This is a genomic window from Nocardioides sp. NPDC127514 (assembly GCF_040302125.1).
In the GTDB taxonomy this organism is placed as follows: domain Bacteria; phylum Actinomycetota; class Actinomycetes; order Propionibacteriales; family Nocardioidaceae; genus Nocardioides.
Window position 1 is genome coordinate 15652 of sequence record NZ_JBEORF010000005.1, and the last position, 21865, is coordinate 37516.

At 69.3% G+C, this 21865-nt stretch carries 22 protein-coding genes; 20 read left to right on the plus strand and 2 right to left on the minus strand.

The window, feature by feature from the left end; translation table 11 throughout:
• Nucleotides 1–83 precede the first annotated feature (83 nt).
• Nucleotides 84–1748, plus strand: a complete 1665-nt coding sequence (argS, locus tag ABTX24_RS05110; RefSeq protein ID WP_350837882.1) for an arginine--tRNA ligase — start codon at nucleotides 84–86, stop codon at nucleotides 1746–1748.
• Nucleotides 1748–3133 carry a diaminopimelate decarboxylase gene (lysA, locus tag ABTX24_RS05115; protein ID WP_350837884.1) on the plus strand — a complete coding sequence of 462 codons (1386 nt, stop codon included), beginning with the start codon at nucleotides 1748–1750 and terminating at the stop codon, nucleotides 3131–3133. Before argS ends, lysA begins: the two co-directional genes overlap by 1 nt.
• Before the next feature lie 88 nt (nucleotides 3134–3221).
• On the opposite strand, the gene ABTX24_RS05120 is transcribed toward lysA, so the two are convergent.
• Complete coding sequence (locus ABTX24_RS05120) at nucleotides 3222–3797, minus strand: ASCH domain-containing protein (protein WP_160027719.1); 576 nt, start codon at nucleotides 3795–3797, stop codon at nucleotides 3222–3224.
• 81 nt (nucleotides 3798–3878) lie between these two features.
• Between ABTX24_RS05120 and ABTX24_RS05125 the strand changes: the two genes are divergently transcribed.
• From ABTX24_RS05125 to prfA, 8 genes are all read left to right on the plus strand, one after another.
• Nucleotides 3879–4541 carry a hypothetical protein gene (locus tag ABTX24_RS05125; protein ID WP_160027721.1) on the plus strand — a complete coding sequence of 221 codons (663 nt, stop codon included), beginning with the start codon at nucleotides 3879–3881 and terminating at the stop codon, nucleotides 4539–4541.
• Between the two features lie 69 nt (nucleotides 4542–4610).
• The gene (locus ABTX24_RS05130) at nucleotides 4611–5555 is read left to right on the plus strand and encodes an alcohol dehydrogenase catalytic domain-containing protein (RefSeq protein ID WP_350837886.1); all 945 of its coding nucleotides are present in this window, start codon (nucleotides 4611–4613) and stop codon (nucleotides 5553–5555) included.
• A 62-nt stretch (nucleotides 5556–5617) separates the two neighbouring features.
• Complete coding sequence (locus ABTX24_RS05135) at nucleotides 5618–6931, plus strand: homoserine dehydrogenase (protein WP_350837888.1); 1314 nt, start codon at nucleotides 5618–5620, stop codon at nucleotides 6929–6931.
• Entirely contained in the window at nucleotides 6931–7998 is a 1068-nt protein-coding gene (gene thrC / locus ABTX24_RS05140; RefSeq protein ID WP_350837890.1) for a threonine synthase, read from the plus strand. Before ABTX24_RS05135 ends, thrC begins: the two co-directional genes overlap by 1 nt.
• A gap of 5 nt (nucleotides 7999–8003) precedes the next feature.
• Nucleotides 8004–8909 carry a homoserine kinase gene (gene thrB, locus ABTX24_RS05145; RefSeq protein ID WP_350837892.1) on the plus strand — a complete coding sequence of 302 codons (906 nt, stop codon included), beginning with the start codon at nucleotides 8004–8006 and terminating at the stop codon, nucleotides 8907–8909.
• A 213-nt stretch (nucleotides 8910–9122) separates the two neighbouring features.
• Entirely contained in the window at nucleotides 9123–10907 is a 1785-nt protein-coding gene (rho, locus tag ABTX24_RS05150; protein WP_350837894.1) for a transcription termination factor Rho, read from the plus strand.
• Nucleotides 10908–11040: 133 nt separating this feature from the next.
• Nucleotides 11041–11253 (plus strand): 50S ribosomal protein L31, encoded by a 213-nt coding sequence (rpmE, locus tag ABTX24_RS05155; RefSeq protein WP_160027733.1) that lies wholly within the window; start codon nucleotides 11041–11043, stop codon nucleotides 11251–11253.
• 87 nt (nucleotides 11254–11340) lie between these two features.
• Nucleotides 11341–12420, plus strand: a complete 1080-nt coding sequence (gene prfA, locus ABTX24_RS05160; protein ID WP_160027735.1) for a peptide chain release factor 1 — start codon at nucleotides 11341–11343, stop codon at nucleotides 12418–12420.
• Nucleotides 12421–12487: 67 nt separating this feature from the next.
• Here prfA and ABTX24_RS05165 read toward each other — a convergent pair whose 3' ends face one another.
• Nucleotides 12488–13141, minus strand: a complete 654-nt coding sequence (locus tag ABTX24_RS05165) for a sunset domain-containing protein (protein ID WP_160027737.1) — start codon at nucleotides 13139–13141, stop codon at nucleotides 12488–12490.
• Nucleotides 13142–13317: 176 nt separating this feature from the next.
• Here ABTX24_RS05165 and prmC point away from each other — a divergent pair, with 176 nt between their 5' ends.
• From prmC to ABTX24_RS05215, 10 genes are all read left to right on the plus strand, one after another.
• Nucleotides 13318–14175 (plus strand): peptide chain release factor N(5)-glutamine methyltransferase, encoded by an 858-nt coding sequence (gene prmC / locus ABTX24_RS05170; protein ID WP_160027738.1) that lies wholly within the window; start codon nucleotides 13318–13320, stop codon nucleotides 14173–14175.
• On the plus strand, nucleotides 14172–14900 hold the full coding sequence (locus ABTX24_RS05175; protein ID WP_350837897.1) for an L-threonylcarbamoyladenylate synthase: 729 nt from the start codon (nucleotides 14172–14174) through the stop codon (nucleotides 14898–14900). The genes prmC and ABTX24_RS05175 overlap by 4 nt, the downstream gene beginning before the upstream one ends.
• Nucleotides 14900–16075 (plus strand): glycosyltransferase family 4 protein, encoded by a 1176-nt coding sequence (locus tag ABTX24_RS05180; RefSeq protein ID WP_160027740.1) that lies wholly within the window; start codon nucleotides 14900–14902, stop codon nucleotides 16073–16075. The genes ABTX24_RS05175 and ABTX24_RS05180 overlap by 1 nt, the downstream gene beginning before the upstream one ends.
• 162 nt (nucleotides 16076–16237) lie before the next feature.
• On the plus strand, nucleotides 16238–16606 hold the full coding sequence (locus ABTX24_RS05185; protein ID WP_160027742.1) for a hypothetical protein: 369 nt from the start codon (nucleotides 16238–16240) through the stop codon (nucleotides 16604–16606).
• 113 nt (nucleotides 16607–16719) lie between these two features.
• Nucleotides 16720–17526 (plus strand): F0F1 ATP synthase subunit A, encoded by an 807-nt coding sequence (gene atpB, locus ABTX24_RS05190; RefSeq protein ID WP_201451248.1) that lies wholly within the window; start codon nucleotides 16720–16722, stop codon nucleotides 17524–17526.
• Between the two features lie 85 nt (nucleotides 17527–17611).
• On the plus strand, nucleotides 17612–17818 hold the full coding sequence (locus tag ABTX24_RS05195) for an ATP synthase F0 subunit C (protein WP_091047785.1): 207 nt from the start codon (nucleotides 17612–17614) through the stop codon (nucleotides 17816–17818).
• A 26-nt stretch (nucleotides 17819–17844) separates the two neighbouring features.
• A complete protein-coding gene (locus ABTX24_RS05200) occupies nucleotides 17845–18381 on the plus strand; it encodes a F0F1 ATP synthase subunit B (protein WP_160027744.1) in 537 nt (178 codons plus the stop codon).
• Nucleotides 18381–19193, plus strand: coding sequence for a F0F1 ATP synthase subunit delta (locus ABTX24_RS05205; RefSeq protein ID WP_350837900.1), 813 nt, complete (start codon nucleotides 18381–18383; stop codon nucleotides 19191–19193). Before ABTX24_RS05200 ends, ABTX24_RS05205 begins: the two co-directional genes overlap by 1 nt.
• A gap of 81 nt (nucleotides 19194–19274) precedes the next feature.
• Complete coding sequence (gene atpA, locus ABTX24_RS05210) at nucleotides 19275–20915, plus strand: F0F1 ATP synthase subunit alpha (RefSeq protein ID WP_160027748.1); 1641 nt, start codon at nucleotides 19275–19277, stop codon at nucleotides 20913–20915.
• A 3-nt stretch (nucleotides 20916–20918) separates the two neighbouring features.
• Nucleotides 20919–21845, plus strand: a complete 927-nt coding sequence (locus ABTX24_RS05215) for a F0F1 ATP synthase subunit gamma (protein ID WP_160027750.1) — start codon at nucleotides 20919–20921, stop codon at nucleotides 21843–21845.
• Nucleotides 21846–21865 lie beyond the last annotated feature (20 nt).

Genomic DNA, 21865 nt, shown 5'->3' on the forward strand with positions numbered 1-21865 from the left:
GCACTGCTCGAGCAGTGCAGATGGAACCCTACAGGCTGGGACGGATAACGGTGAAACCGACTGGCGCTTATACGCTGGACCCCGTGACTCCTGAGCAGCTTTCCACCGCGGTCGTCGATGTCCTCACCGCGCTCGTCGATGAGGGTGCGATCACCCTTCCCGACGGCGTTCCGAGCACTGTCACGGTGGAGCGACCCCGGCAGAAGGGCCACGGCGACTACGCCACCAACGTGGCGCTGCAGCTGGCGAAGAAGGCGGGGATGAACCCGCGCGCGCTGGGGGAGCAGGTCGCCGAGAAGCTGAAGGCGACCGACGGGATCGCGGACGTCGAGATCGCCGGTCCGGGCTTCCTGAACATCTCCGTCGAGGCCGGCGCCCAGGGCAAGCTGGCGGGCGAGATCGTCGCCGCCGGAAAGGCCTACGGCAACAACGACTCCTTCACGGGCCACAACATCAACCTGGAGTTCGTCTCCGCCAACCCGACCGGTCCGCTGCATCTCGGTGGTGTCCGCTGGGCCGCTGTCGGCGACGCACTCGGTCGTGTCCTGGAGGCGTCCGGCGCCGAGGTCACCCGGGAGTACTACTTCAACGACCACGGCGGCCAGATCGACCGCTTCGCGCGCTCGCTCCTGGCCTGGGCCCAGGGCCAGCCGGTCCCGGAGGACGGCTACGGCGGGGCGTACATCGAGGAGATCGCCAAACAGGTCCTCGCCAAGGAGCCGAACGCGCTCGAGAGCGAAGACCCGCAGGAGGTCTTCCGGTCGATCGGCGTGGAGCTGATGTTCGCCGAGATCAAGCAGAGCCTGCACGACTTCAACGTCGACTTCGACGTCTACTTCCACGAGGACAACCTCCACAAGTCCGGAGCCGTGGAGCGCGCCATCGAGAAGCTCCACGAGCTCGGCAACGTCTACGAGAAGGACGGCGCGATCTGGCTGGCGACCGAGAAGTTCGGTGACGACAAGGACCGCGTCGTCATCAAGGCCGACGGCAACGGGGCCTACTTCTCCGGCGACCTCGCCTACTACCTCGACAAGCGCGAGCGCGGCTTCGACCGGTGCTTCATCATGCTGGGCGCCGACCACCACGGCTACGTCGGCCGGATGATGGCGATGTGCGCCGCCTTCGGCGACACCCCCCACGAGAACCTCGAGATCCTGATCGGCCAGATGGTCAACCTCCTCAAGGACGGCCAGCCGATGCGGATGTCGAAGCGTGCCGGCACCGTGGTCACCATCGACGACATCGTCGAGGCGATCGGCGTGGACGCGGCCCGCTACGCGCTGGCGCGCTACTCCAGCGACTCCAACATCGACATCGACCTCGACCTGTGGGCCAAGGCCGACAGCGCCAACCCGGTCTACTACGTGCAGTACGTCCACGCGCGCACCTGCCGGATGATGGCCAACGCCGCCGACCTGGGCATGCAGATCGACCTCGACACCTTCGACCCGTCCCTGCTCACCCACGAGCGCGAGGGCGAGCTGCTCCGCGCGCTGGCCGAGCTGCCTCGCGTGGTCGCGACCGCCGCCGAGCTGCGCGAGCCGCACCGCGTCGCCCGCTACCTCGAGGACACCGCCGGGATCTTCCACCGCTGGTACGACGATGACGACTGCCGGATGCTGCCCAAGGGCGACGAGCCGGTCGCGCCCGTCAACCTGGCCCGGCTGGCGCTCGTCTCCGCCGCCCGCACCGTCTTCGCCAACGGCCTCGGGCTGCTCGGCGTCTCGGCCCCGGAGCGCATGTGATGGCCGGCCACACCTCTCCCGGCTCGTTCACCGGCACCTCCCCGGTCTGGCTGAAGACCCCCGAGGACGTCAATGCCCTCGTGCCCGCGCTGTGGTCGGCGACGGCCGAGAAGACCGACGGTGTCCTCACTGTCGGTGGCGTCGCGGTGCCCGACCTGGTCGCGAACGTCAACACCCCTGCGTACGTCCTGGACGAGGCCGACTTCCGCGAGCGCGCCCGCGCGTTCCGTGACGCGTTCACCGGCTACGACGTCTACTACGCCGGCAAGGCGTTCCTGTGCACCGAGGTGGCGCGCTGGGTGGCGCAGGAGGGGCTCTGCCTCGACGTCTGCTCCAACGGCGAGCTCTCGGTCGCGCTGCGCGCCGAGGTCGACCCGGCGAGGATCGGCTACCACGGCAACAACAAGACCCCGATGGAGCTACGCCGGGCGATCGTCGCGGGCGTCGGACGGATCATCGTCGACTCCTTCCACGAGGTCGAGCGGGTCGCCGCGATCGCCGCCGAGACCGGCATCACCGCCCGGGTGATGGTGCGGGTGACCGCCGGCGTCGAGGCCCACACCCACGAATACATCGCCACCGCCCACGAGGACCAGAAGTTCGGCTTCTCGATCTCCTCCGGCGACGCCTTCGAGGCTGTACGCCGGCTGCTGGAGGCCCCGAACGTCGAGATGCGCGGGCTCCACTCCCACATCGGGTCCCAGATCTTCGACTCCTCCGGCTTCGAGGTCGCCACCCGGCGGGTACTGGCGCTGCAGGCGCGGATCCGGGACGAGCTCGGCGCCGAGCTGCCCGAGATGGACCTCGGCGGCGGCTTCGGCATCGCCTACACCACCCAGGACGACCCCGCGACGCCCAAGGCCCTGGCCGAGGAGCTCACCGCGATCGTCGAGCACGAGTGCCGTGGCTTCGGTCTCGCGGTGCCGCACCTCTCGATCGAGCCGGGCCGGGCCATCGTTGGACCCTCGATGTGCACCGTCTACACGGTCGGCACGGTCAAGGAGGTCGCCCTCGACGGCGGCGTCACCCGCACCTATGTGAGCGTCGACGGCGGGATGAGCGACAACATCCGTACGGCCCTGTACGACGCCGACTACTCCGCCACCCTCGCCGGCCGGTCCTCGTCCGCCGGGCCCGTGCTCGGCCGCGTCGTCGGCAAGCACTGCGAGGCCGGCGACATCGTGGTCAAGCACGAGTTCCTGCCCGCCGACATCGCTCCCGGTGATCTGATCGCGGTCCCGGGCACCGGTGCCTACGGGCGCTCGATGGCCTCCAACTACAACCACGCCCTGCGGCCGCCGGTCGTCGCCGTCCGTGACGGTGAGTCCCGGGTGATCGTGCGCCGCGAGACCGAGGACGACCTCTTCGCCACCGATCTGGGCTAGGCCGAGGCGTCACTTACGTCGGTCGAGTGGGCACGTCGATGCCCACTCGACCAGCGGGCGTGACGTCTCGGCCGACGGGAGTGACGTCTCAGCTGGATCGGAGTGCGCGCAGGACCGCCCGCCCACGCGGTGACAGGCGGTAGCCGACAGGGAGGGACTCGGTGAGGCCGAGCTCCTTGAGCCGGCGGATGTCGGCCTTGAACGGCTTCTTCTCCCGCCCGATCGAGGCCGCGATGGTCTCGGCCAGCTCCCCGGGCCGAGCCTCGATGAGCTCCAGGTGCTCCCGGGTCCACGGGCCGCGGCGGCTGCGCCGGTCCATGTCGGCCAGCTTCGCGACCAGCGTGGCGGTCTCGGTCTTCCCCGGGCGCTTGGTACGCAGCGCGACCCGCTCGTCCTCGCCGGCGTAGCGCATCTCGATCCGGTAGATCTCGCCGTCCTTGCGGGACAGGAAGGCGAGCAGGTCTTCCAGGGTCGTGCCCGCCCGGCGGGCGTCCTCGTCGGTCAGCGTGTCGCACGACACCGGCGAGACGGAGACGAACTCGACCACGCCCATCCGGGTGCGCTGGCGGCCGCCGGCGACATGCATCGGACGTTTCCAGCGGCGGAAGGCGAGGTCGACCTCGCCGGTGCGGATGCGTTCGAGGTCGGCGTTGGGGAACAGCACGCACCCATCAAACCGCGTGGCACACGAAATTCGGTTTCGCCTTCCCGAAATCCTGGGGTCCGGGGTCCTACGATGGGGCGCATGCCGCGGGGGGTCTATTCAGAACGGACGCTCGCGGCGCCGTCCCAGGCGCCGCGAGCGTCCGTCGCCCGGCTGACGAAGGAGCGGCGGGACAGCGTGTCCTCGGCGGCGCACACGTTCGGCTGGACGGTGGTGACCGGCAAGGCCGCCGCGCAGCGGCCGGTGCGGTGGGAGGTGCTGGGGCCGGACGTACGCGCCGAACGTTGCGACCTCGTCGTCGACGGCACCTGCGACGGGATCCTCGTCGAGTACTGGCACGGCAAGGCGTCCCCCGGGAAGGGGCCCTGGCGCCCGGCGCGCTGGGTGGTGGTGCGGGTCCCCGCCCACCTGCCCAAGACGGCCGCGATGATCGGGCTCTCGCCCGGCTCGGGCAACACCGGCACCGGCCGGGTGCCGACGCCGATCTTCTTCCCTCCGGAGTTCCGCGCCAAGACCAACGTGACCACCCCCGACGGTGCCGTCATCGCCGCCGACGAGGAGCATGCGCGCTCGCTGTCCCGGTTCGCCAGCCATGTCGTCGACGAGCGGCTGTGGGTGGTGGCCCGCGACGACGCCATCACGGTCACCACCGACGTGGAGCCGGACGCGGAGGAGCTCCTCCGTCGCGTACGTCTGGCGCGTGACGTCGCCGCGGTGCTCCGGCCGATCCCGGAGCTCGCCTGAGGCTGAGTTCCTCCAAGGCTTGGGGAAAGCCCTTGACCTCAAGTCAACTTGAGCAGGTTGACTTGCCGCATGCGAGCGATCAGACAGTACGAGTTCGGCGGCCCGGAGGTCCTGCGACTCGAGGAGGTACCCGAACCGACACCAGGTCCTGGCCAGGTACGCATCAGGGTGGAGGCCGCGGGCATCCACCGTCTCGACACCTCGATCCGAGCGGGCGACCTGCCGCCGACGATGCCGCGACCGGAGCTCCCGATGACTCCCGGCCGCGAGGTCGCCGGTGTGGTCGACGAGCTCGGTGAGGGCGTCGACGAGGCCTGGCGGGGCGCGAAGGTCGTCGCGCATCTCGGCCCGGGCAGCAGCGGCGGGTACGCCGAGCTCGCGGTCGCCGACGAGACGCAGCTCTACCGGCGTCCCGACGGGCTGGAGTCGGCCGAGGCCGTGGCTGCGATCGGCACCGGACGCACCTCGGCCGCGGTGCTCGAGGCCGCCCAGATCGGTCCCGACGACGTCGTCGTGGTCACCTCGGCGGCCGGTGGCATGGGTGCGATCCTGCTCCAGGGCATCCGCAACGCGGGCGCCCGCGCGGTCGGGCTCGCGGGCTCCGACGCCAAGCTCGAGATCGCCCGTGGCTTCGGCGCGCAGACCGCGATCGACTACCGCACCGACGGCTGGCTGGAGCGGCTCCGCGCCGAGGAGCCCCGGATCACGGTCCTTCTCGACGGGCTCGGCGGTGACGTACCCAGGCAGGTCTACGCCCACCTCGCGCCGGAGGGGAGGATGGTCCGCTTCTCCGGGGACCAGGACGGCTACGAGGGCGCCGCGAAGATCATCGACATCCTCGGCCCCTGGGTCCAGGGCCGGATCAAGGAGTTCGAGCAGGCCTCGCTCGAGGCCGCCGCGGACGGCTCCCGCACGCCGTACGTCGGCTCCGCTTTTCCGCTCGCCGACGCCGCGGCCGCCCATCGTGCGCTCGAGGCCCGGGAGACGACCGGCAAGGTCGTGCTCCTGACGTAAGAGGTGTCCGCGCCTAGAGCGGAAGTCGGACCCTGGAGCCTGTCCCGGATACCCTTGGGCGCGTGAGCAGCAACAAGACGACCGCGCACGCCGTCGAGCCCCTGGGCGTCGCCGTCCTCGGCTGCGGTGTGGTGGGGTCCCAGGTGGTCCGACTCCTGCTCGAGGGCGACGGGCATCTCGCCGCCAGAGTGGGTGCGCCGCTGGAGATCAGGGGCGTGGCCGTACGCCGCCTCGACGCTCCGCGCGACGTCGAGGTTCCCGCAGAGCTGCTCACCACGGATGCCCAGGGCCTGGTCGCCCGCGACGACGTCGACCTCGTGGTCGAGGTGATCGGCGGCATCGAGCCGGCCCGCGGTCTCATCCTCAAGGCGCTGGAGAGCGGCGCCAGCGTCGTCACCGCCAACAAGGCGCTGCTCGCCGAGGACGGCCCGACGCTCTACGAGGCCGCCGAGAAGGCCGGCACCGACCTCTACTACGAGGCCGCGGTCGCGGGTGCGATCCCGATCCTGCGCCCCCTGCGCGACTCGCTCGTCGGCGACCACGTCACCAAGGTGATGGGCATCGTCAACGGCACCACCAACTACATTCTCGACAAGATGGACACCTACGGTGCCGGCTTCGAGGAGGCCCTCGCCGAGGCCCAGGAGCTGGGCTACGCGGAGGCCGACCCGACCGCCGACGTCGAGGGCTTCGACGCCGCCGCCAAGGCCGCCATCCTGGCGAGCCTCGCCTTCCACACCCGGGTGACCGCCAGCGACGTCTACCGCGAGGGCATCACCGAGGTGACCGCCGGTGACGTCGCCTCGGCCAAGGCCATGGGCAGTGTCGTCAAGCTGCTCGCGATCGCCGAGCTCGAGGACGACGACGTCTCGGTGCGGGTCCACCCGGTGATGATCCCGCGCACGCACGCGCTGGCGACCGTACGCGGCGCCTACAACGCCGTCTTCGTCGAGTCCGCCTCGGCCGGTGACCTGATGTTCTACGGCCAGGGCGCGGGCGGCGATCCCACCGCGAGCGCCGTCCTGGGCGACCTGGTCACGATCGCCCGCAACAAGGTCCTCGGCACCCGTGGCTTCGGCGAGTCCGCCTACGCCGACCGCGCCGTGCGCCCGATGGGCGAGACCGTCACCCGCTACCACGTCAGCCTCGACGTGGCCGACAAGGCCGGCGTGCTCGCCGCCGTCGCTACGGCCTTCTCCGAGCACGGCGTCTCGATCAAGGCCGTACGCCAAGAAGGCAGGGGAGAGGACGCCCAGCTCGTCGTCGTCTCCCACGAGGCCCCCGATGCCGCGCTCGCGGCGACCGTGCAGCACCTGCGCGAGATGGAGTTCGTCCGCGACGTCGCCTCGGTGATGCGCGTAGAAGGAGCAGTCTGATGACCAACGGCCAGTGGCGCGGTGTGATCGAGGAATATCGCACGCTCCTCGACATTCCCCAGGACACCAAGGCGGTCACGCTCGGCGAGGGCGGCACTCCGCTGGTCCACTCCGAGTGGCTCTCCGCCGCCGCCAAGGGTGAGGTGTGGCTGAAGGTCGAGGGCCAGAACCCGACCGGCTCGTTCAAGGACCGCGGCATGACCGCGGCCATCTCCGTCGCCGTCCACGAGGGCGCCAAGGCCGTGGTCTGCGCATCGACCGGCAATACCTCGGCCTCGATGGCCGCGTACGCCGCCAAGGCCGGGATCACCCCGGTCGTGCTCGTCCCCAACGGCAAGATCAGTGCCGCCAAGATGGCCCAGGCGCTGGTCCACGGCGCCGAGGTGGTCAAGGTACGCGGCAACTTCGACGACTGCCTCAAGCTCTCCCGCGCCCTCGCGGACAGCTACCCGGTCGCGCTGGTCAACTCGGTCAACCCGGTCCGCCTCGAGGGCCAGAAGACGGCGGCCTTCGAGGTCGTAGACCGCCTGGGCGACGCACCCGACTACCACCTCATGCCCATCGGCAACGCCGGCAACCTGTCGGCCTACTGGCTCGGCTACGAGCAGTACGCCGCGGCCGGCCACGCCACCAAGACCCCGGTCATGCGGGCCTTCCAGGCCGAGGGTGCGGCGCCGCTCGTGCTCGGCCACCCCGTCGAGCACCCCGAGACCAAGGCGACCGCGATCCGCATCGGCAACCCGGCCTCGTGGCAGCTCGCCGAGGCCGCGGCCGCCAAGTCCGGTGGCCGCTTCCGCGCGCTCTCCGACGAGCAGATCCTCACCGCCCAGTCGCTGCTCGCCCGCAATGACGGCGTCTTCGTCGAGCCCGCCTCGGCAGCCGGTGTCGCCGGGCTCCTCGCCGACCTCGAGGCGGGGGAGACCTACGCCGGAGCGACCACGGTCATCACCGTCACCGGCCACGGGCTCAAGGACACCGCGACCGCGCTGGAGTTCTTCGGTGAGCTGCCCGAGATCATCATCGACGCCGACCTCGAGGCCGCGGCGGCAGCAGCAGGACTCGCGTAACACCCATGACGTTCGTAGAAGGCCCGGTGACCGTCACCGTCCCGGCCACCTCCGCCAACCTGGGCCCCGGCTACGACTCGCTGGGGCTGGCGCTCGACCTGCGTGACGAGCTCACCGGCGAGGTCGTGCCCGGCGGGGACCTGGAGGTCACCGTCGAGGGCGCGGGCGAGGGCACGGTCCCGCTCGACGAGTCCCACCTCGTCGTACGCTCCATGCGGGCCGCCTTCGACATCATCGGCAAGCAGCCGGCCGGTCTGCGGCTGCACTGCCGCAACCGGATCCCGCACGCGCGTGGCCTGGGCTCGTCCTCGGCCGCGATCATCGGCGGCCTCGTGCTGGCTCGCGCGCTGGTCGCCGGGGGAGAGCTGATCCTCGACGACGACACGCTCTTCCAGAAGGCCGCCGAGATCGAGGGCCACCCCGACAACGTGGCCCCCGCCTTCCACGGCGGCTTCACGATCGCGGGTGACGACGACGGCTTCTTCGCCGTGCGCACCGCCGTCGACCCGAGGGTCAGCGTCGTGGTCTTCGTCCCCGCGACCGGCGTCGAGACCAAGGCCGCCCGCGGGCTGCTGCCCGACACCGTCCCGCACTCCGATGCGGCGGCCGATGCCGGACGTACGGCACTCCTGGTCGCGGCGCTGAGCGATGCGCCCGAGCACCTGCACCGCGCCACCCGCGACTTCCTGCACCAGGAGTACCGCCGGCCTGCCATGCCGGAGTCGCTCGCCCTGGTCGACGAGCTGCGCGCCGACGGCGTCGCGGCGATCGTCTCCGGCGCCGGGCCCACGGTCCTGGCGTTCAGCAGCGGGGTCGAGTCCGCCGAGACGAGCAAGCTCACCGCGCGCTGCCCCGAGGGCTGGACGTGCCATGCGCTGAGCGTCGACATGGACGGTGTCCGCATCCTCTGACCCGCGTTCCAGGCCCCTGCTGTGAGGGGTGCCATGCGTGTTAGCCTGGGCATACATCCGTTGGGCCGTTCAGGCCTGCGGATGTGCTATCCCCCTTTCGCGCCGTGCCACTTCGTTTGGCGCGCATCGGCGCGTCAGGGGTTCTGACAAACGAGCCGTCGGCGTCGTACGCCGATCGGCGATACGTGGGAAAGGACTCACGTGACTGAAACCATGGAATCCACTGCGCCGGAGCCGAACGCAGCCCCGAAGAAGCGCGGTGGCCTTGGCGGAATGCTCCTCGCCGACCTCAAGGCGATGGCGAACGGTATGGGTATCACCGGGGCGAACTCGATGAAGAAGGCCCAGCTGATCGACGCGATCAAGGCTGCGCAGAGCAGCCGGGCGCAGTCGGCGCCGGCGGAGAGGGCTGAGAAGCCTGCCGCCGCCGAGAAGCCTGCTGCCGAGAAGCCTGCCGCTGAGAAGCCTGCGGAGAAGACCGCAGAGAAGCCGGCCGAGAAGGCCGAGAAGCCCGCGGAGAAGTCCGCCGAGGCTGCTGACGCCGGCAACGAGGGCACCCAGCGCCCGCGTCGCCAGCGCAACCAGAACCAGAACAAGAGCGGCGGCCAGGGCGGTCAGGGCCAGGGCGGTCAGTCCGGTCAGTCCGGCCAGTCCGGTCAGCCCGCCGGTGGTGGCCAGAACAAGGGTCCGGCCAAGGCCGGCCAGCCTGCCGCCGAGAAGAAGAACGAGGACGCCCAGAAGGAGCGGCCGGCCGACTCGGCCGACGACGCGGGCGATGACGACGGCGAGGGTGGCAGCCGTCGCAACCGCCGCCGCCGTGGCCGCGACCGCGACCGCAACCGCCCGGGCCGCGGCGAGCCGGACACGACCGTCCTCGAGGACGACGTGCTCGTGCCCGCGGCGGGCATCCTGGACGTACTCGACAACTACGCCTTCGTCCGCACCTCGGGCTACCTGCCCGGGCCCGACGACGTCTACCTCTCCCTGTCGCTGGTCAAGCGCCTCGGCCTGCGCCGTGGCGACGCGATCGTCGGCCAGGTGCGCCAGCCCCGTGAGGGCGAGCGCAAGGAGAAGTACAACCCGATGGTGCGCATCGACTCGGTCAACGGTGCCGACCCCGAGGTCGCCAGGCACCGCGTCGAGTTCGACAAGCTCGCCCCGGTCCACCCCGACCAGCGGCTCCGCCTCGAGGGCGGCTCCGACCCGGTCACCGGTCGGGTCATCGACCTGATCTCGCCGATCGGCAAGGGCCAGCGCGGCCTGATCGCCTCGCCGTCGAAGGCGGGCAAGACGACCGTCCTGCAGGCGATCGCCGGAGCGATCACCGCCAACAACCCCGAGTGCCACCTGATGGTGGTGCTCGTCGACGAGCGCCCGGAGGAGGTCACCGACTTCGAGCGCAGCGTCAAGGGCGAGGTCATCGCCTCCACCTTCGACCGTCAGCCTGCCGACCACACCGTGGTCGCCGAGCTGGCGATCGAGCGGGCCAAGCGCCTGGTCGAGCTCGGCCACGACGTGGTCGTCCTGCTCGACGGGCTGACCCGCCTGGGCAAGGCGTACAACCTCTCCGTCCCGGCGTCGGGCCGGATCCTCGGTGGCGGCGTCGACTCCGCGGCGCTCTACCCGACCAAGCGGTTCTTCGGTGCGGCCCGCAACGTCGAGGACGGCGGCTCGCTGACCATCCTGGCCACGGCCGCGGTCGAGACCGGTTCCAAGACCGACGAGATCATCTTCGACGCGTTCAAGGACACCGCCAACTCCGAGCTGCGCCTGAGCGAGGAGTACGCCGAGGCCGGGATCTTCCCCGCCGTCGACGTCAACGCCTCCGGCACCCGCCGCGACGACCTGCTCTTCGCCGGTGGCGAGGGCGACGCGGTGCGCAAGCTGCGCGCCTCGCTGGCCACGCTCGACGGTGCCAAGGCCGCCTCGGTCCTGGTCGAGAAGGTCGCCGGCTCTGCCACCAACATGGTGCTGCTCAACGAGGTCGCCAAGAGCTGACTGCTGTGTGCGTCCGGGGCCGCCGGGAATTATTGGCGGCCCCAGGCGTTCACATACACTGAATCCTCGGTGCCGGTTCACGTCCCGCAACCTGCGGTGGCGACCCGGAACCCCATGTCTTGAGAGGAACCTCATGAAGCCCGATATCCACCCGACTTACGTCGAGACCCAGGTCACCTGCACCTGCGGCAACTCGTTCACCACCCGCAGCACGGTGGCCGAGGGCGCCATCCGCGCCGACGTGTGCTCCAACTGCCACCCGTTCTACACGGGCAAGCAGAAGATCCTCGACACCGGCGGCCGCGTGGCTCGCTTCGAGGCTCGCTTCGGCAAGCGCAACAAGTAGCTGCTTCCCAGCGCCGGCCCCCGCATCTGCGGGTGGCCGGCGCTGGCGTGTTTGGAGGGTTTCACAGGCGTACGAAGCGAGGCGGAGATGTCACAGTTTGAAGCAGTCGAAGGGCTGATCGAGGAGCACCAGGGGCTGGAGAAGCGGCTCGCCGAGCCCGAGACCCACGCCGACGCGCGCCTTGCGAAGAAGCTCAACCAGCGGTACGCCGAGCTGAGCTCGATCATCGACGCCTACCACTCCTGGCAGCAGCTCGGTGACGACATCGAGGCCGCCCGCGAGCTGGCGGGGGAGGACCCCGCGTTCGCCGAGGAGGCCGACGCGCTGGTGCCTCAGCGCGAGGAGGCCGAGGAGCGGCTGCGCCGCCTGCTCGTGCCTCGTGACCCGACCGACGACAAGGACGCCATCCTCGAGGTGAAGTCGGGGGAGGGCGGTGAGGAGTCGGCGCTGTTCGCCGGCGACCTGCTGCGGATGTACACCCGCTACGCCGAGCGCCAGGGCTGGAAGCTCGAGTTCCTCGACGCCAACGAGTCCGATCTCGGCGGCTACAAGTCGGTCACCGTCGCGGTGAAGGCGAAGGGGACCCCCGAGCCCGGCCGGGCGCCCTATGCGCTGCTCAAGTTCGAGGGCGGCGTACACCGCGTCCAGCGGGTGCCGGTCACCGAGTCGCAGGGCCGCGTGCACACCTCTGCCGCCGGTGTCCTGGTGGTTCCCGAGGCCGAGCCCATCGATGTCGAGATCAACGACAACGACCTCCGCATCGACGTCTACCGCTCCTCGGGTCCCGGCGGCCAGTCGGTCAACACCACCGACTCGGCGGTCCGGATCACCCACATCCCCACCGGCATCGTCGTCTCGATGCAGAACGAGAAGTCGCAGCTGCAGAACAAGGAGCAGGCCATGCGCGTGCTCCGCTCGCGCTTGCTCCAGGCGGCCCAGGACGCTGCCGACGCGGAAGCATCCGACGCCCGCCGCTCGCAGGTGCGCACCGTCGACCGCTCCGAGCGCATCCGCACCTACAACTTCCCGGAGAACCGCATCTCCGACCACCGCACCGGCTACAAGTCCTACAACCTCGACCAGGTCCTCGACGGCGACCTGGAGCCGGTGATCGGCAGCGCCGTGGACGCCGATCTGGCGGCCCGCCTGGCCTCGCTCGACTCCTGAGGACACCCACAACGTCGAAGGTCGCAGTCACCGAGTGACTGCGACCTTCGACGTCTGTCTGTGCAGGTCAGGCGTTGGCCTTCTTCTTGAAGCCCACGACGAAGCCGGCGGCCTTGGCCGACTCCTCGGAGTCGAAGTAGACGGCTGCCTTGGTGCGGCCGTAGTAGGGGCTCGCCGTCGTGTGGTACTTCTTCCCGCTGCTGCCCTTGATGTCGTACGCAGCATCCGAGCTGCTTCCGTCAGCGGCCGGCAGCACGGCGCCGGCGTAGGGAGCACCGTTGGTCGCGGCGGGCGCCTCGGCGGCCGGGGCCGCCTCCGGCTCGGCGGCCACGGCAGCCTCCGCGGCCGGAGCCTCGGCGGTGTCGGGCTCAGCGGCGGCAGCGGCGGTCACGCTCTCGGCCTCCGCGACGACGGCCGCGGTATCCGCCTCGGTCACGTCGTCCGTGATCGTCTCGGCGACCTCGGCCTCGACAGGAGCCTCGGTGGACTCTTCGGCCGCGGGCTCCTCAGCGGCGGGCTCCTCGGCTGCGGGAGCCTCAGCCACGGAGGCCTCGGCGGGGACGGTGGCAGCGGCGACGGGCGCAGCGGTGGCCTCGGCTGCCGGGGTCTCGTCGTCCGCTCGGTGTGCGGCCTTGGCGTCCTTGCGGACTGGCCGTCCGAAGAAGAACCAGATCAGGAGGGCGAGGACGAGGATGAGTGCAAGCAGCAAGAGCCACTTCATGGGGTGATGTTTCCTTCCGGGGGAGATCTCGGGTGTGATGGTGGGGCAGCACAGCGCCCGGCGAGGTGTGGCGGCCAGTCCCGCGTCCCCCGATATGACCGGAAGAACCGTTGAGGCGCCCGAACGTTACCCTCAGCCGGGTAAAGCATGACTAACACATTCAGGAGCAGTTGCCCATGACCGCCCCGCGCACACTTCTGGCAAGTGCCCGAAAGCAGCTCGCAGAGGCCGGAGTCGCGAGCCCGGACGCCGATGCGGCCATCTTGTTGGCCCATGTCCTCGACACCGACCGCAACCGCCTCTTCCTCGTCGACGACGTGGCAGAGCCCCACGAGAAGGCCTACGCGGACCTGCTCGCCCGCCGCGCGGAGCGCGAGCCGTTGCAGCACCTGACCGGGGTGGCGTACTTCCGGCACGTCGAGCTCGCCGTCGGTCCCGGCGTCTTCGTGCCCCGGCCCGAGACCGAGCTGCTCGCGGGCTGGGCGATCGACCGGGCGGCGACCCTCGACCAGCCCGTCGTCGTCGACCTCTGCACGGGATCGGGAGCGATCGCGAAGAGCATCGCCGACGAGGTCCCGGGCGCCGAGGTGCACGCGGTCGAGCTCTCCGAGGATGCCTACCCCTGGGCCGTACGCAACCTGACCGGCACCGGCGTGGACCTCCGGCAGGGCGACATGGCCGAGGCGTTCACCGACCTGGACGGCAGCGTCGACGTGCTCGTCTGCAACCCGCCGTACATCCCCCTCGAAGCCTGGGAGTCGGTCGCCGCCGAGGCGCGGGACCACGACCCGGACCTCGCGCTCTTCTCCGGGCAGGACGGGTTGGACGCGATCCGCGTCCTGGAACGGCGGGCCGCCGAGCTGCTCAAGCCCGGGGGAGTGGTCGGCTTCGAGCACGCCGACGAGCAGGGACCGGACGGTCAGAACGGTGGAGCCCCGGCGGTCTTCGCCGCCACCGGAAGATGGCAGGACGTACGCGATCACCTCGATCTGGCAGGCCGTCCGCGCTTCACGACCGCACAACTGGCAACATGAGCACTGTGACTGAGCGCTACCCGATCGCGACCGAGGACGAGCAGACCGAGGCGATCGATGCTGCTGTGGCTGCCCTTCAGGCCGGCGAGCTCGTGGTCGTACCGACCGACACGGTCTACGGCATCGCCGCCGACGCGTTCGACAAAGGCGCCGTGGCCGGTCTGCTCGCCGCCAAGGGCCGAGGCCGCTCGATGCCGCCGCCCGTGCTGATCTCCAACGTCGCCACCCTCGACGCCCTAGCGACACGGATCCCCGACTGGGCGCGCAGCCTCGTCGAGGAGCTGTGGCCCGGTGCGCTGACGGTCGTGTTCCACCAGCAGCCGTCGCTGCAGTGGGACCTGGGCGAGGCCCGCCAGACCGTGGCCGTACGCATCCCCGACTCCGACATCCTGCGCCGCATCATCGACCGGGTCGGTCCGCTAGCGACCAGCTCGGCCAACCGCACCACGAAGCCTGCGGCCACCAACGCGGACCAGGCCGACGAGATGCTCGGCAAGATGGTCAAGGCCATCATCGACGGGGGCGAGTCGCCGGTCGGCGAGGCGTCCACGATCATCTCCGCCACCGGTGACGAACCGAAGGTCCTCCGGGAGGGCGCGATCAGCATCGATCGGATCAACGAGATCCTCGCCCCGCACGATGTCGCCATCCGCCGACCGGGTGATCCGGACCCGTCCGTGACCGACACCGACTCGCCCGCCACGGACGCTGACACAGAAGCCTGATGCGCGCCTACGTCCTCCTCTTCCTGGTCGCCGCCGTGGTGACCTACCTGCTCACCGTCGTCGCCCGCGAGTTCGCGATGCGCACGGGGGCCGTCGCGAAGGTCCGTGACCGCGACGTGCACGCCGTTCCGATCCCCTACATGGGTGGCGTGGCGATGCTGGGTGGCCTCGTCGCCGCCTACCTGGTCGCCCGCGAGCTGCCGTTCCTGGCCGATGCGCCGGACTTCGTGCTCCAGGACACCGGCGTGGTGATCCTCGCCGGCGCGCTGATCTGCATCGTCGGCGTCGTCGACGACATCTTCGAGCTCGACGCCCTCACCAAGCTGGGCGGTCAGGTGCTGGCGACCGCGATCCTGGTGGGCTTCAACCTCCAGTACAGCCTGATCACCTTCCCCGACGGCACCCAGTTCTCGATCGACCCCGCTCAGGGCGCGCTGCTCACCGGGCTCGTCGTGATCACCGTGGTCAACGCCGTCAACTTCATCGACGGGCTCGACGGTCTGGCCGCGGGGGTCGTCGGTATCGGCGCGCTGGCGCTCTTCCTGTTCTGCTACCAGTTCACCCGGATCAACGACATCGGCCGCGCGTCGACCGCGGCTCTCCTGACCGTCGCCCTCGCCGGAGCCTGCGTCGGCTTCCTCATCCACAACTGGCATCCTGCTCGGCTGTTCATGGGGGACAGCGGCTCGATGCTGATCGGTCTGATCCTCGCCGCCAGCGCGGTCACCCTCTCGGGCTCCTACAACGCCGGCGGGCTGAACGTGAACGCCTTCGACGCCTCCACCGCGCTCCTGGTGACCTTCCTGCCGTTGCTGCTACCCCTGACGATCCTGGTGGTTCCTCTCGTCGACCTCGTGCTGGCCGTCGTACGCCGCACCCGCGCCGGCCGGTCACCCTTCGCCGCCGACAAGAAGCACCTCCACCACCGCCTTCTGGAGATCGGCCACTCCCAGCGCCGTGCCGTGCTGATCATGTGGCTCTGGGCCGGCCTGATGTCCTTCGGATCGGTCTTCGTGACCCTCTACCGCGGGCCCGTCGTCATCGTCGGCGTCGTCGTCGCCACCGCCCTCATCGTGCTCCTCACCTTCGTCCTCCCGAAGATCCGCGGCGAGCGCACCGACAAGCTCCTCGAGGTCCCCGAGGACCTCACCCCGCTGGAGAACCAGCCCCGGTAGCGGTGCCTTGATCGATCAATTAGGGCGCCCAAAGACGCTTGTGATAGTTTTCACGAGCGTTCGGGATACGCTCCTGAACACGTGAAATGCCCCCAGAGAGAACGGCCGCCGACGATGACGACCGCAACCAGCAAGTCCAAGGTGCTGCGAGGTTCTGCCGCAGTGTCCGCAGTTGCTGTGCTCGCGGCCCTCGCGGTGGCCTTTGTTCTATCCGGGACTGATGGTCTGACCGGTGCTGCGATCGGATCGATCGCCACCGTCGTCGTGCTGGCGGTCGGCTCCTGGGCGATGTTCTGGATCGCGGCGAAGTCGCCCGCGCTGTCGTTGCCCGCCGCCGTCGGTGTTTTCACGCTGTCAGGCATGGTTCTCTTCGTTGTCCTGCTGGTCGTCTCGCAGACCGGGGGAGACGCTGTCGTACGTCCGGCAGCCTTCTCGGTCATGGCGCTCACCATCGCTTGGACGACCACGTTCGCGTTCCTGGTGCGACGCGAGCGAATCCCGCTCTTCGACCTGCCCGGGGCAGACTCGTGACCCGTCAGTAGCGCCTGATATCGTCCGGGCCGTCGGGGGCGGCCGCCGGGATGATGCCCGAGCCTCAGAGGCTCGCCACCCAGAATCGTAAGTTCGAACAAACAGGAGACAGCGTGAAGTCGCTTGCCGCCACCGTTATGGCGTCGGAGTCGGGGCCTCATATCCCGGGGCCCGCGGACTTCTTCCTTCCGCCGATCGTCGGGTCCGGCGACTGGGCCCTGACCAAGGTGAGTCTCCTGGTCCTGCTGTCCGTCGTGATCGGCTTCGGCTTCTTCTACGCCGCCTCCCGCAAGGCCGCCGTGGTTCCGAGCCGTCTGCAGTTCGCCGGTGAGTACGTCTACGGGATGGTCCGCAACTCCATCGCCCGCGACATCATCGGGTCGAAGGACTACATGAGGTTCGTGCCGTACCTCTTCACGGTCTTCATCTTCATCATCATCAACAACTTCTACGGGATCATCCCGTTCGTCCAGTTCCCCACGATGTCGCACATCGGCTACACGGCGGCCCTGGCGGTCATCACCTGGCTGATCTACAACATCGTCGGCATCGCGAAGCACGGTTTCGTCGGCTACCTCAAGCTCCAGACCGTGCCCAGCGGCGTGAGCGGCCCGATCCTTCTCATGATGGTCCCGTTGGAGTTCCTCTCCAACATCGTGGTCCGCCCGTTCACGCTGGCGATCCGTCTCTTCGCGACCATGTTCGCCGGTCACCTGCTGGTGGCGCTCTTCTCCATCGGTGGCGCCTGGCTGATCCTGGACTACGCTCCCGCGTGGCAGGGCGTCGCCGCCGGCGTCTTCGCCTTCCTGCTCGGCATCTTCGTGTCCTTCCTGGACATGCTGATCATGTTCCTGCAGGCCTACGTCTTCACCCTGCTCTCGGCGATGTACATCGCCGGTGCAGTCGCGGACGAGCACTGATCCGTTCAGGCTCGGACCAACAGCTCAACCACTACGACGCACAACAACCGACGCATATCGCGTCGCAACCGAAAGGAATATCCCCATGGAGGGACAGCTCGGAATCATCGGCCTCGGCCTCTCCGCCATCGGCCCGGGTGTCGGTGTCGGTCTGATCTTCGCCGCGTACGTCGCCGGTGTTGCCCGTCAGCCGGAGGCCCAGAGCCGCCTGCAGGCGATCGCGATCCTCGGCTTCGCACTCTGTGAGCAGTTCTTCATCATCTCCCTGGCTCTCGCCTTCGTCCTTCGCTGACGTAGGGAACTACTGAAGGTTCCGACATGATCCTTACCCAGGTAACCGCTGCGGAGACCGAGATCAACCCGTTGGTCCCGCACGTCCCGGAGATCATCCTCGGTTTCATCGTCATCGCCCTCCTCTTCGTGGGAGTTGCGAAGTTCATCGTTCCGAACTTCGAGAAGGCGTACGCCGATCGAACCGCGGCGATCGAAGGTGGCATCGAGAACGCCAACGCCAAGCAGGCCGAGGCAGATGCCAAGCTCGCCCAGCTGGAGGCCCAGCTGGCCGACGCCCGCCACGAGGCTGCCCGCATCCGCGAGCAGGCTCGCGAGGAGGGCGCCGCGATCAAGGCCGAGATGCGCCTCGAGGCGCAGGCCGAGGCCGAGCGCATCATCACCGCCGGCAAGGCGCAGATCGAGGCCGAGCGCCAGGCGGCTGCTACGTCGCTCAAGACCGAGGTCGGCTCGCTGGCCACCGGTCTCGCCGGTCGTATCGTCGGCGAGTCGCTGGACGACGACGAGCGTTCCAGCCGTGTGGTCGAGCGGTTCCTCGCTGACCTCGAGGCAGGGGTTCACTGATGGACTTCCGTGGAGCGTCGGCCGACGCCGTTGCCGCCCTGACCGAGGAGCTGAAGACCGCCGTCTCCGCCTCTCCCGAGGCGGCGGCGAAGGCGGCCGACACCCTCTTCGAGGTCTCCCAGACCCTCCGTGCCGAGGCAGCTCTGCGCCGCTTCGTCACCGACGCCTCGGTGCCGCAGGAGGCCAAGACCGGCCTCGTCGCTGAGCTGTTCGGCGGGAAGGTCGACGCAACGGGACTCGGCGTGTTCGAGTCGGCGGTCAAGCACCGCTGGACGCACGCCGGTGACCTGAGCGATGCGGTCGAGCGACTGAGCGAGATCGCCGCGGTCCGCAGCGCCGGAGGCGAGGCCAAGCGCCTCGCCGACGAGCTGTTCGCGGTCCAGCAGGCCGTGCAGGAGACGCCGGAGCTGCGCGACGCGCTCTCCGACCCGGCCCGTACGACCGAGGACAAGGCCGCGCTGGTCGACACGCTGCTCGGGGGCAAGGCGCTTCCGGCGACCGTGACCCTGACGAAGCAGGCGCTGGCGGGCACCTACCGCACCGCATCGGCTGCTCTCGGTGAATACCAGAAGGTCGCGGCATCCGTCGCAGACGAGGGCACCGCGGTCATCCGCGTTGCGGCCCCGCTCTCGGAGGCCGAGACCACCCGTCTGGCGGCAGCACTGGCGAGGAAGTACGGCTGTGAGGTCCACCTCAACGTGGTCGTCGATCCGGCTGTCGTCGGTGGCATCAAGGTATCGATCGGTGACGACGTCATCGACGGCACCGTCTCGAGTCGCCTCGAAGGGGCGCAGCGAGCCCTGGCCGGCTGATCCGGCACCGCGGCCGTCAACTGGCCGTACGACCCCTGTGTGACACAGACTGACTTGTAAGAACTGAGAGAGAAGGCACAGATGACGGAGCTCTCCATCCGTCCCGACGAGATCCGGGACGCACTGGCAAAGTACGTCGCGGACTACAAGCCGGAGGCGGCGAAGACCGAGGAGGTCGGCACCGTCGCTTCGACCGCGGACGGCATCGCCCGCGTGTCGGGTCTGCCCTCGGCCATGACCAACGAGCTCCTCGAGTTCGAGGACGGCACCCTTGGTCTCGCCCTGAACCTGGACACCCGCGAGATCGGTGTCGTCGTCCTGGGTGACTTCGACAAGATCGAGGAGGGCCAGTCGGTCCGACGTACGGGCGAGGTTCTCTCGGTCCCCGTCGGTGACGGCTACCTCGGCCGCGTCGTGGACCCGCTCGGCAACGCGATCGACGGCCTCGGCGACATCGAGACGGTCGGCCGCCGCGCCCTGGAGCTCCAGGCTCCCGGCGTGATGGCCCGCAAGTCGGTGCACGAGCCGCTCGCCACCGGCATCAAGGCGATCGACGCGATGACCCCGATCGGCCGTGGCCAGCGTCAGCTGATCATCGGTGACCGCTCGACCGGTAAGACCACGGTCGCGATCGACACGATCATCAACCAGAAGCAGAACTGGGAGTCGGGCGACCCCGACAAGCAGGTCCGCTGCATCTACGTCGCCATCGGCCAGAAGGGCTCGACCATCGCCTCCGTGCGTGGCGCCCTCGAGGAGTCCGGCGCGCTGGAGTACACCACGATCGTCGCGGCTCCGGCCTCCGACTCCGCCGGCTTCAAGTACCTCGCCCCCTACACCGGCTCGGCCATCGGCCAGCACTGGATGTACGAGGGCAAGCACGTCCTGATCGTCTTCGACGACCTGACCAAGCAGGCCGAGGCCTACCGCGCCGTGTCGCTGCTGCTGCGCCGCCCGCCGGGCCGTGAGGCCTACCCGGGTGACGTCTTCTACCTGCACTCCCGGCTGCTGGAGCGCTGCGCGAAGCTCTCCGACGAGATGGGCAAGGGCTCGATGACCGGTCTGCCGATCATCGAGACCAAGGCCAACGACGTCTCGGCGTTCATCCCGACCAACGTCATCTCCATCACCGACGGTCAGATCTTCCTGCAGTCCGACCTGTTCGCCGCCAACCAGCGCCCGGCGATCGACGTCGGCGTCTCGGTCTCCCGCGTCGGTAGCGCCGCGATGACCAAGGCCCTCAAGGGCGTCACCGGCTCGCTCAAGGTCGAGCTCGCGCAGTACCGCGCGATGGAGGCCTTCGCGATGTTCGCCTCCGACCTGGACGCGGCCTCGAAGCAGCAGCTGGCCCGGGGTCAGCGGCTGATGGCGCTGCTCAAGCAGCCGGCCTACTCGCCCTACCCGATCGACGAGATGACCGTCTCGCTGTGGCTGGGCACCTCGGGCGGCCTGGACATCGTCCCGGTCGAGGACGTGCTCAAGTTCGAGCGGGAGTTCCTCGACTTCCTGCGTCGCTCCCACGACGGCATCCTCGCCGGCATCCGTGAGTCGCTGAAGTTCGAGGACTCCACCGAGTCCGAGCTGAAGAAGGCTTACGACTCCTTCCTCGACCAGTTCGAGACCTCGGAGGGCCACTCGATCAAGCCGGGTTCCGCCAAGGAGCAGGCCCTGGCTGACGAGGACGTCGAGCAGGAGCAGATCGTCAAGCAGAAGCGGGGCTGACCCATGGCCGTGTCAGTGCGTGAACTCCGCGCGCGGATCAAGTCGACGGAGTCGATGAAGAAGATCACGCGTGCCATGGAGCTCATCGCTGCGTCCCGGATCATCAAGGCGCAGCAGCGGGCCAATGCGGCCGCGCCGTACGCCCGTGAGCTCACCCGCGCCGTCTCGGCGGTGGCGACCTACTCCAACGTGGACCACCCGTTGACCACCGAGCCGGAGGCGCCCACCCGCGCCGCCGTCCTGGTGGTCACCAGCGACCGTGGTCTGGCCGGCTCCTACTCCTCGAGCGTGCTCAAGGAGGCCGAGGGCCTGGTCGAGAAGCTCAAGGCCGAGGGCAAGGAGGTTGACCTCTACGTCACCGGACGCAAGGCGGAGGCCTTCTACAAGTTCCGCGGTCGTTCCGTGGCGCAGGCCTGGACCGGCTTCTCCGACCGTCCGGAGTACGACGCGGCCAAGGAGATCGGCGAGAAGCTGATCGAGGTCTTCGTCGAGGGCACCGAGGCCGAGAAGGCCGCCGCTCCCGGCGTCGACGAGGTCCACGTGGTCTACACGCGGTTCATCACCATGATGACGCAGAAGCCCACCGCCGTACGTCTCCTGCCTCTGGAGGTCGTGGAGGGCACCGAGGCTCCGGCCGAGGGCGACGTCCTGCCGCTCTACGAGTTCGAGCCGTCGGCCGAGGCCGTGCTCGACTCGCTGCTCCCGCAGTACGTCGTGAGCCGGATCTGGTTCGCGCTGCTGCAGGCCGCCGCCTCCGAGCTGGCCCAGCGTCAGAAGGCGATGAAGTCGGCTACCGACAATGCCGATGAGCTCATCAAGAAGTTCACCCGGGTTGCCAACCAGGCTCGCCAGGCAGGCATCACCCAGGAGATCAGCGAGATCGTCGGCGGCGTGAACGCGCTCGCCGACGCCCAGGCTGCGAACGACTGAGAACCCACAGAAAGACTGAC

Coding starts and splice junctions, on each gene's coding strand:
- lysA (WP_350837884.1), top strand. CDS start 1,748: ATGGCCGGCCACACCTCTCCCGGCTCGTTCACCGGCACCTCCCCGGTC.
- ABTX24_RS05125 (WP_160027721.1), top strand. CDS start 3,879: ATGCCGCGGGGGGTCTATTCAGAACGGACGCTCGCGGCGCCGTCCCAG.
- ABTX24_RS05130 (WP_350837886.1), top strand. CDS start 4,611: ATGCGAGCGATCAGACAGTACGAGTTCGGCGGCCCGGAGGTCCTGCGA.
- thrC (WP_350837890.1), top strand. CDS start 6,931: ATGACCAACGGCCAGTGGCGCGGTGTGATCGAGGAATATCGCACGCTC.
- thrB (WP_350837892.1), top strand. CDS start 8,004: ATGACGTTCGTAGAAGGCCCGGTGACCGTCACCGTCCCGGCCACCTCC.
- rho (WP_350837894.1), top strand. CDS start 9,123: ATGGAATCCACTGCGCCGGAGCCGAACGCAGCCCCGAAGAAGCGCGGT.
- rpmE (WP_160027733.1), top strand. CDS start 11,041: ATGAAGCCCGATATCCACCCGACTTACGTCGAGACCCAGGTCACCTGC.
- prfA (WP_160027735.1), top strand. CDS start 11,341: ATGTCACAGTTTGAAGCAGTCGAAGGGCTGATCGAGGAGCACCAGGGG.
- ABTX24_RS05165 (WP_160027737.1), bottom strand. CDS start 13,141: ATGAAGTGGCTCTTGCTGCTTGCACTCATCCTCGTCCTCGCCCTCCTG.
- prmC (WP_160027738.1), top strand. CDS start 13,318: ATGACCGCCCCGCGCACACTTCTGGCAAGTGCCCGAAAGCAGCTCGCA.
- ABTX24_RS05175 (WP_350837897.1), top strand. CDS start 14,172: ATGAGCACTGTGACTGAGCGCTACCCGATCGCGACCGAGGACGAGCAG.
- ABTX24_RS05180 (WP_160027740.1), top strand. CDS start 14,900: ATGCGCGCCTACGTCCTCCTCTTCCTGGTCGCCGCCGTGGTGACCTAC.
- ABTX24_RS05195 (WP_091047785.1), top strand. CDS start 17,612: ATGGAGGGACAGCTCGGAATCATCGGCCTCGGCCTCTCCGCCATCGGC.
- ABTX24_RS05200 (WP_160027744.1), top strand. CDS start 17,845: ATGATCCTTACCCAGGTAACCGCTGCGGAGACCGAGATCAACCCGTTG.
- ABTX24_RS05205 (WP_350837900.1), top strand. CDS start 18,381: ATGGACTTCCGTGGAGCGTCGGCCGACGCCGTTGCCGCCCTGACCGAG.
- atpA (WP_160027748.1), top strand. CDS start 19,275: ATGACGGAGCTCTCCATCCGTCCCGACGAGATCCGGGACGCACTGGCA.
- ABTX24_RS05215 (WP_160027750.1), top strand. CDS start 20,919: ATGGCCGTGTCAGTGCGTGAACTCCGCGCGCGGATCAAGTCGACGGAG.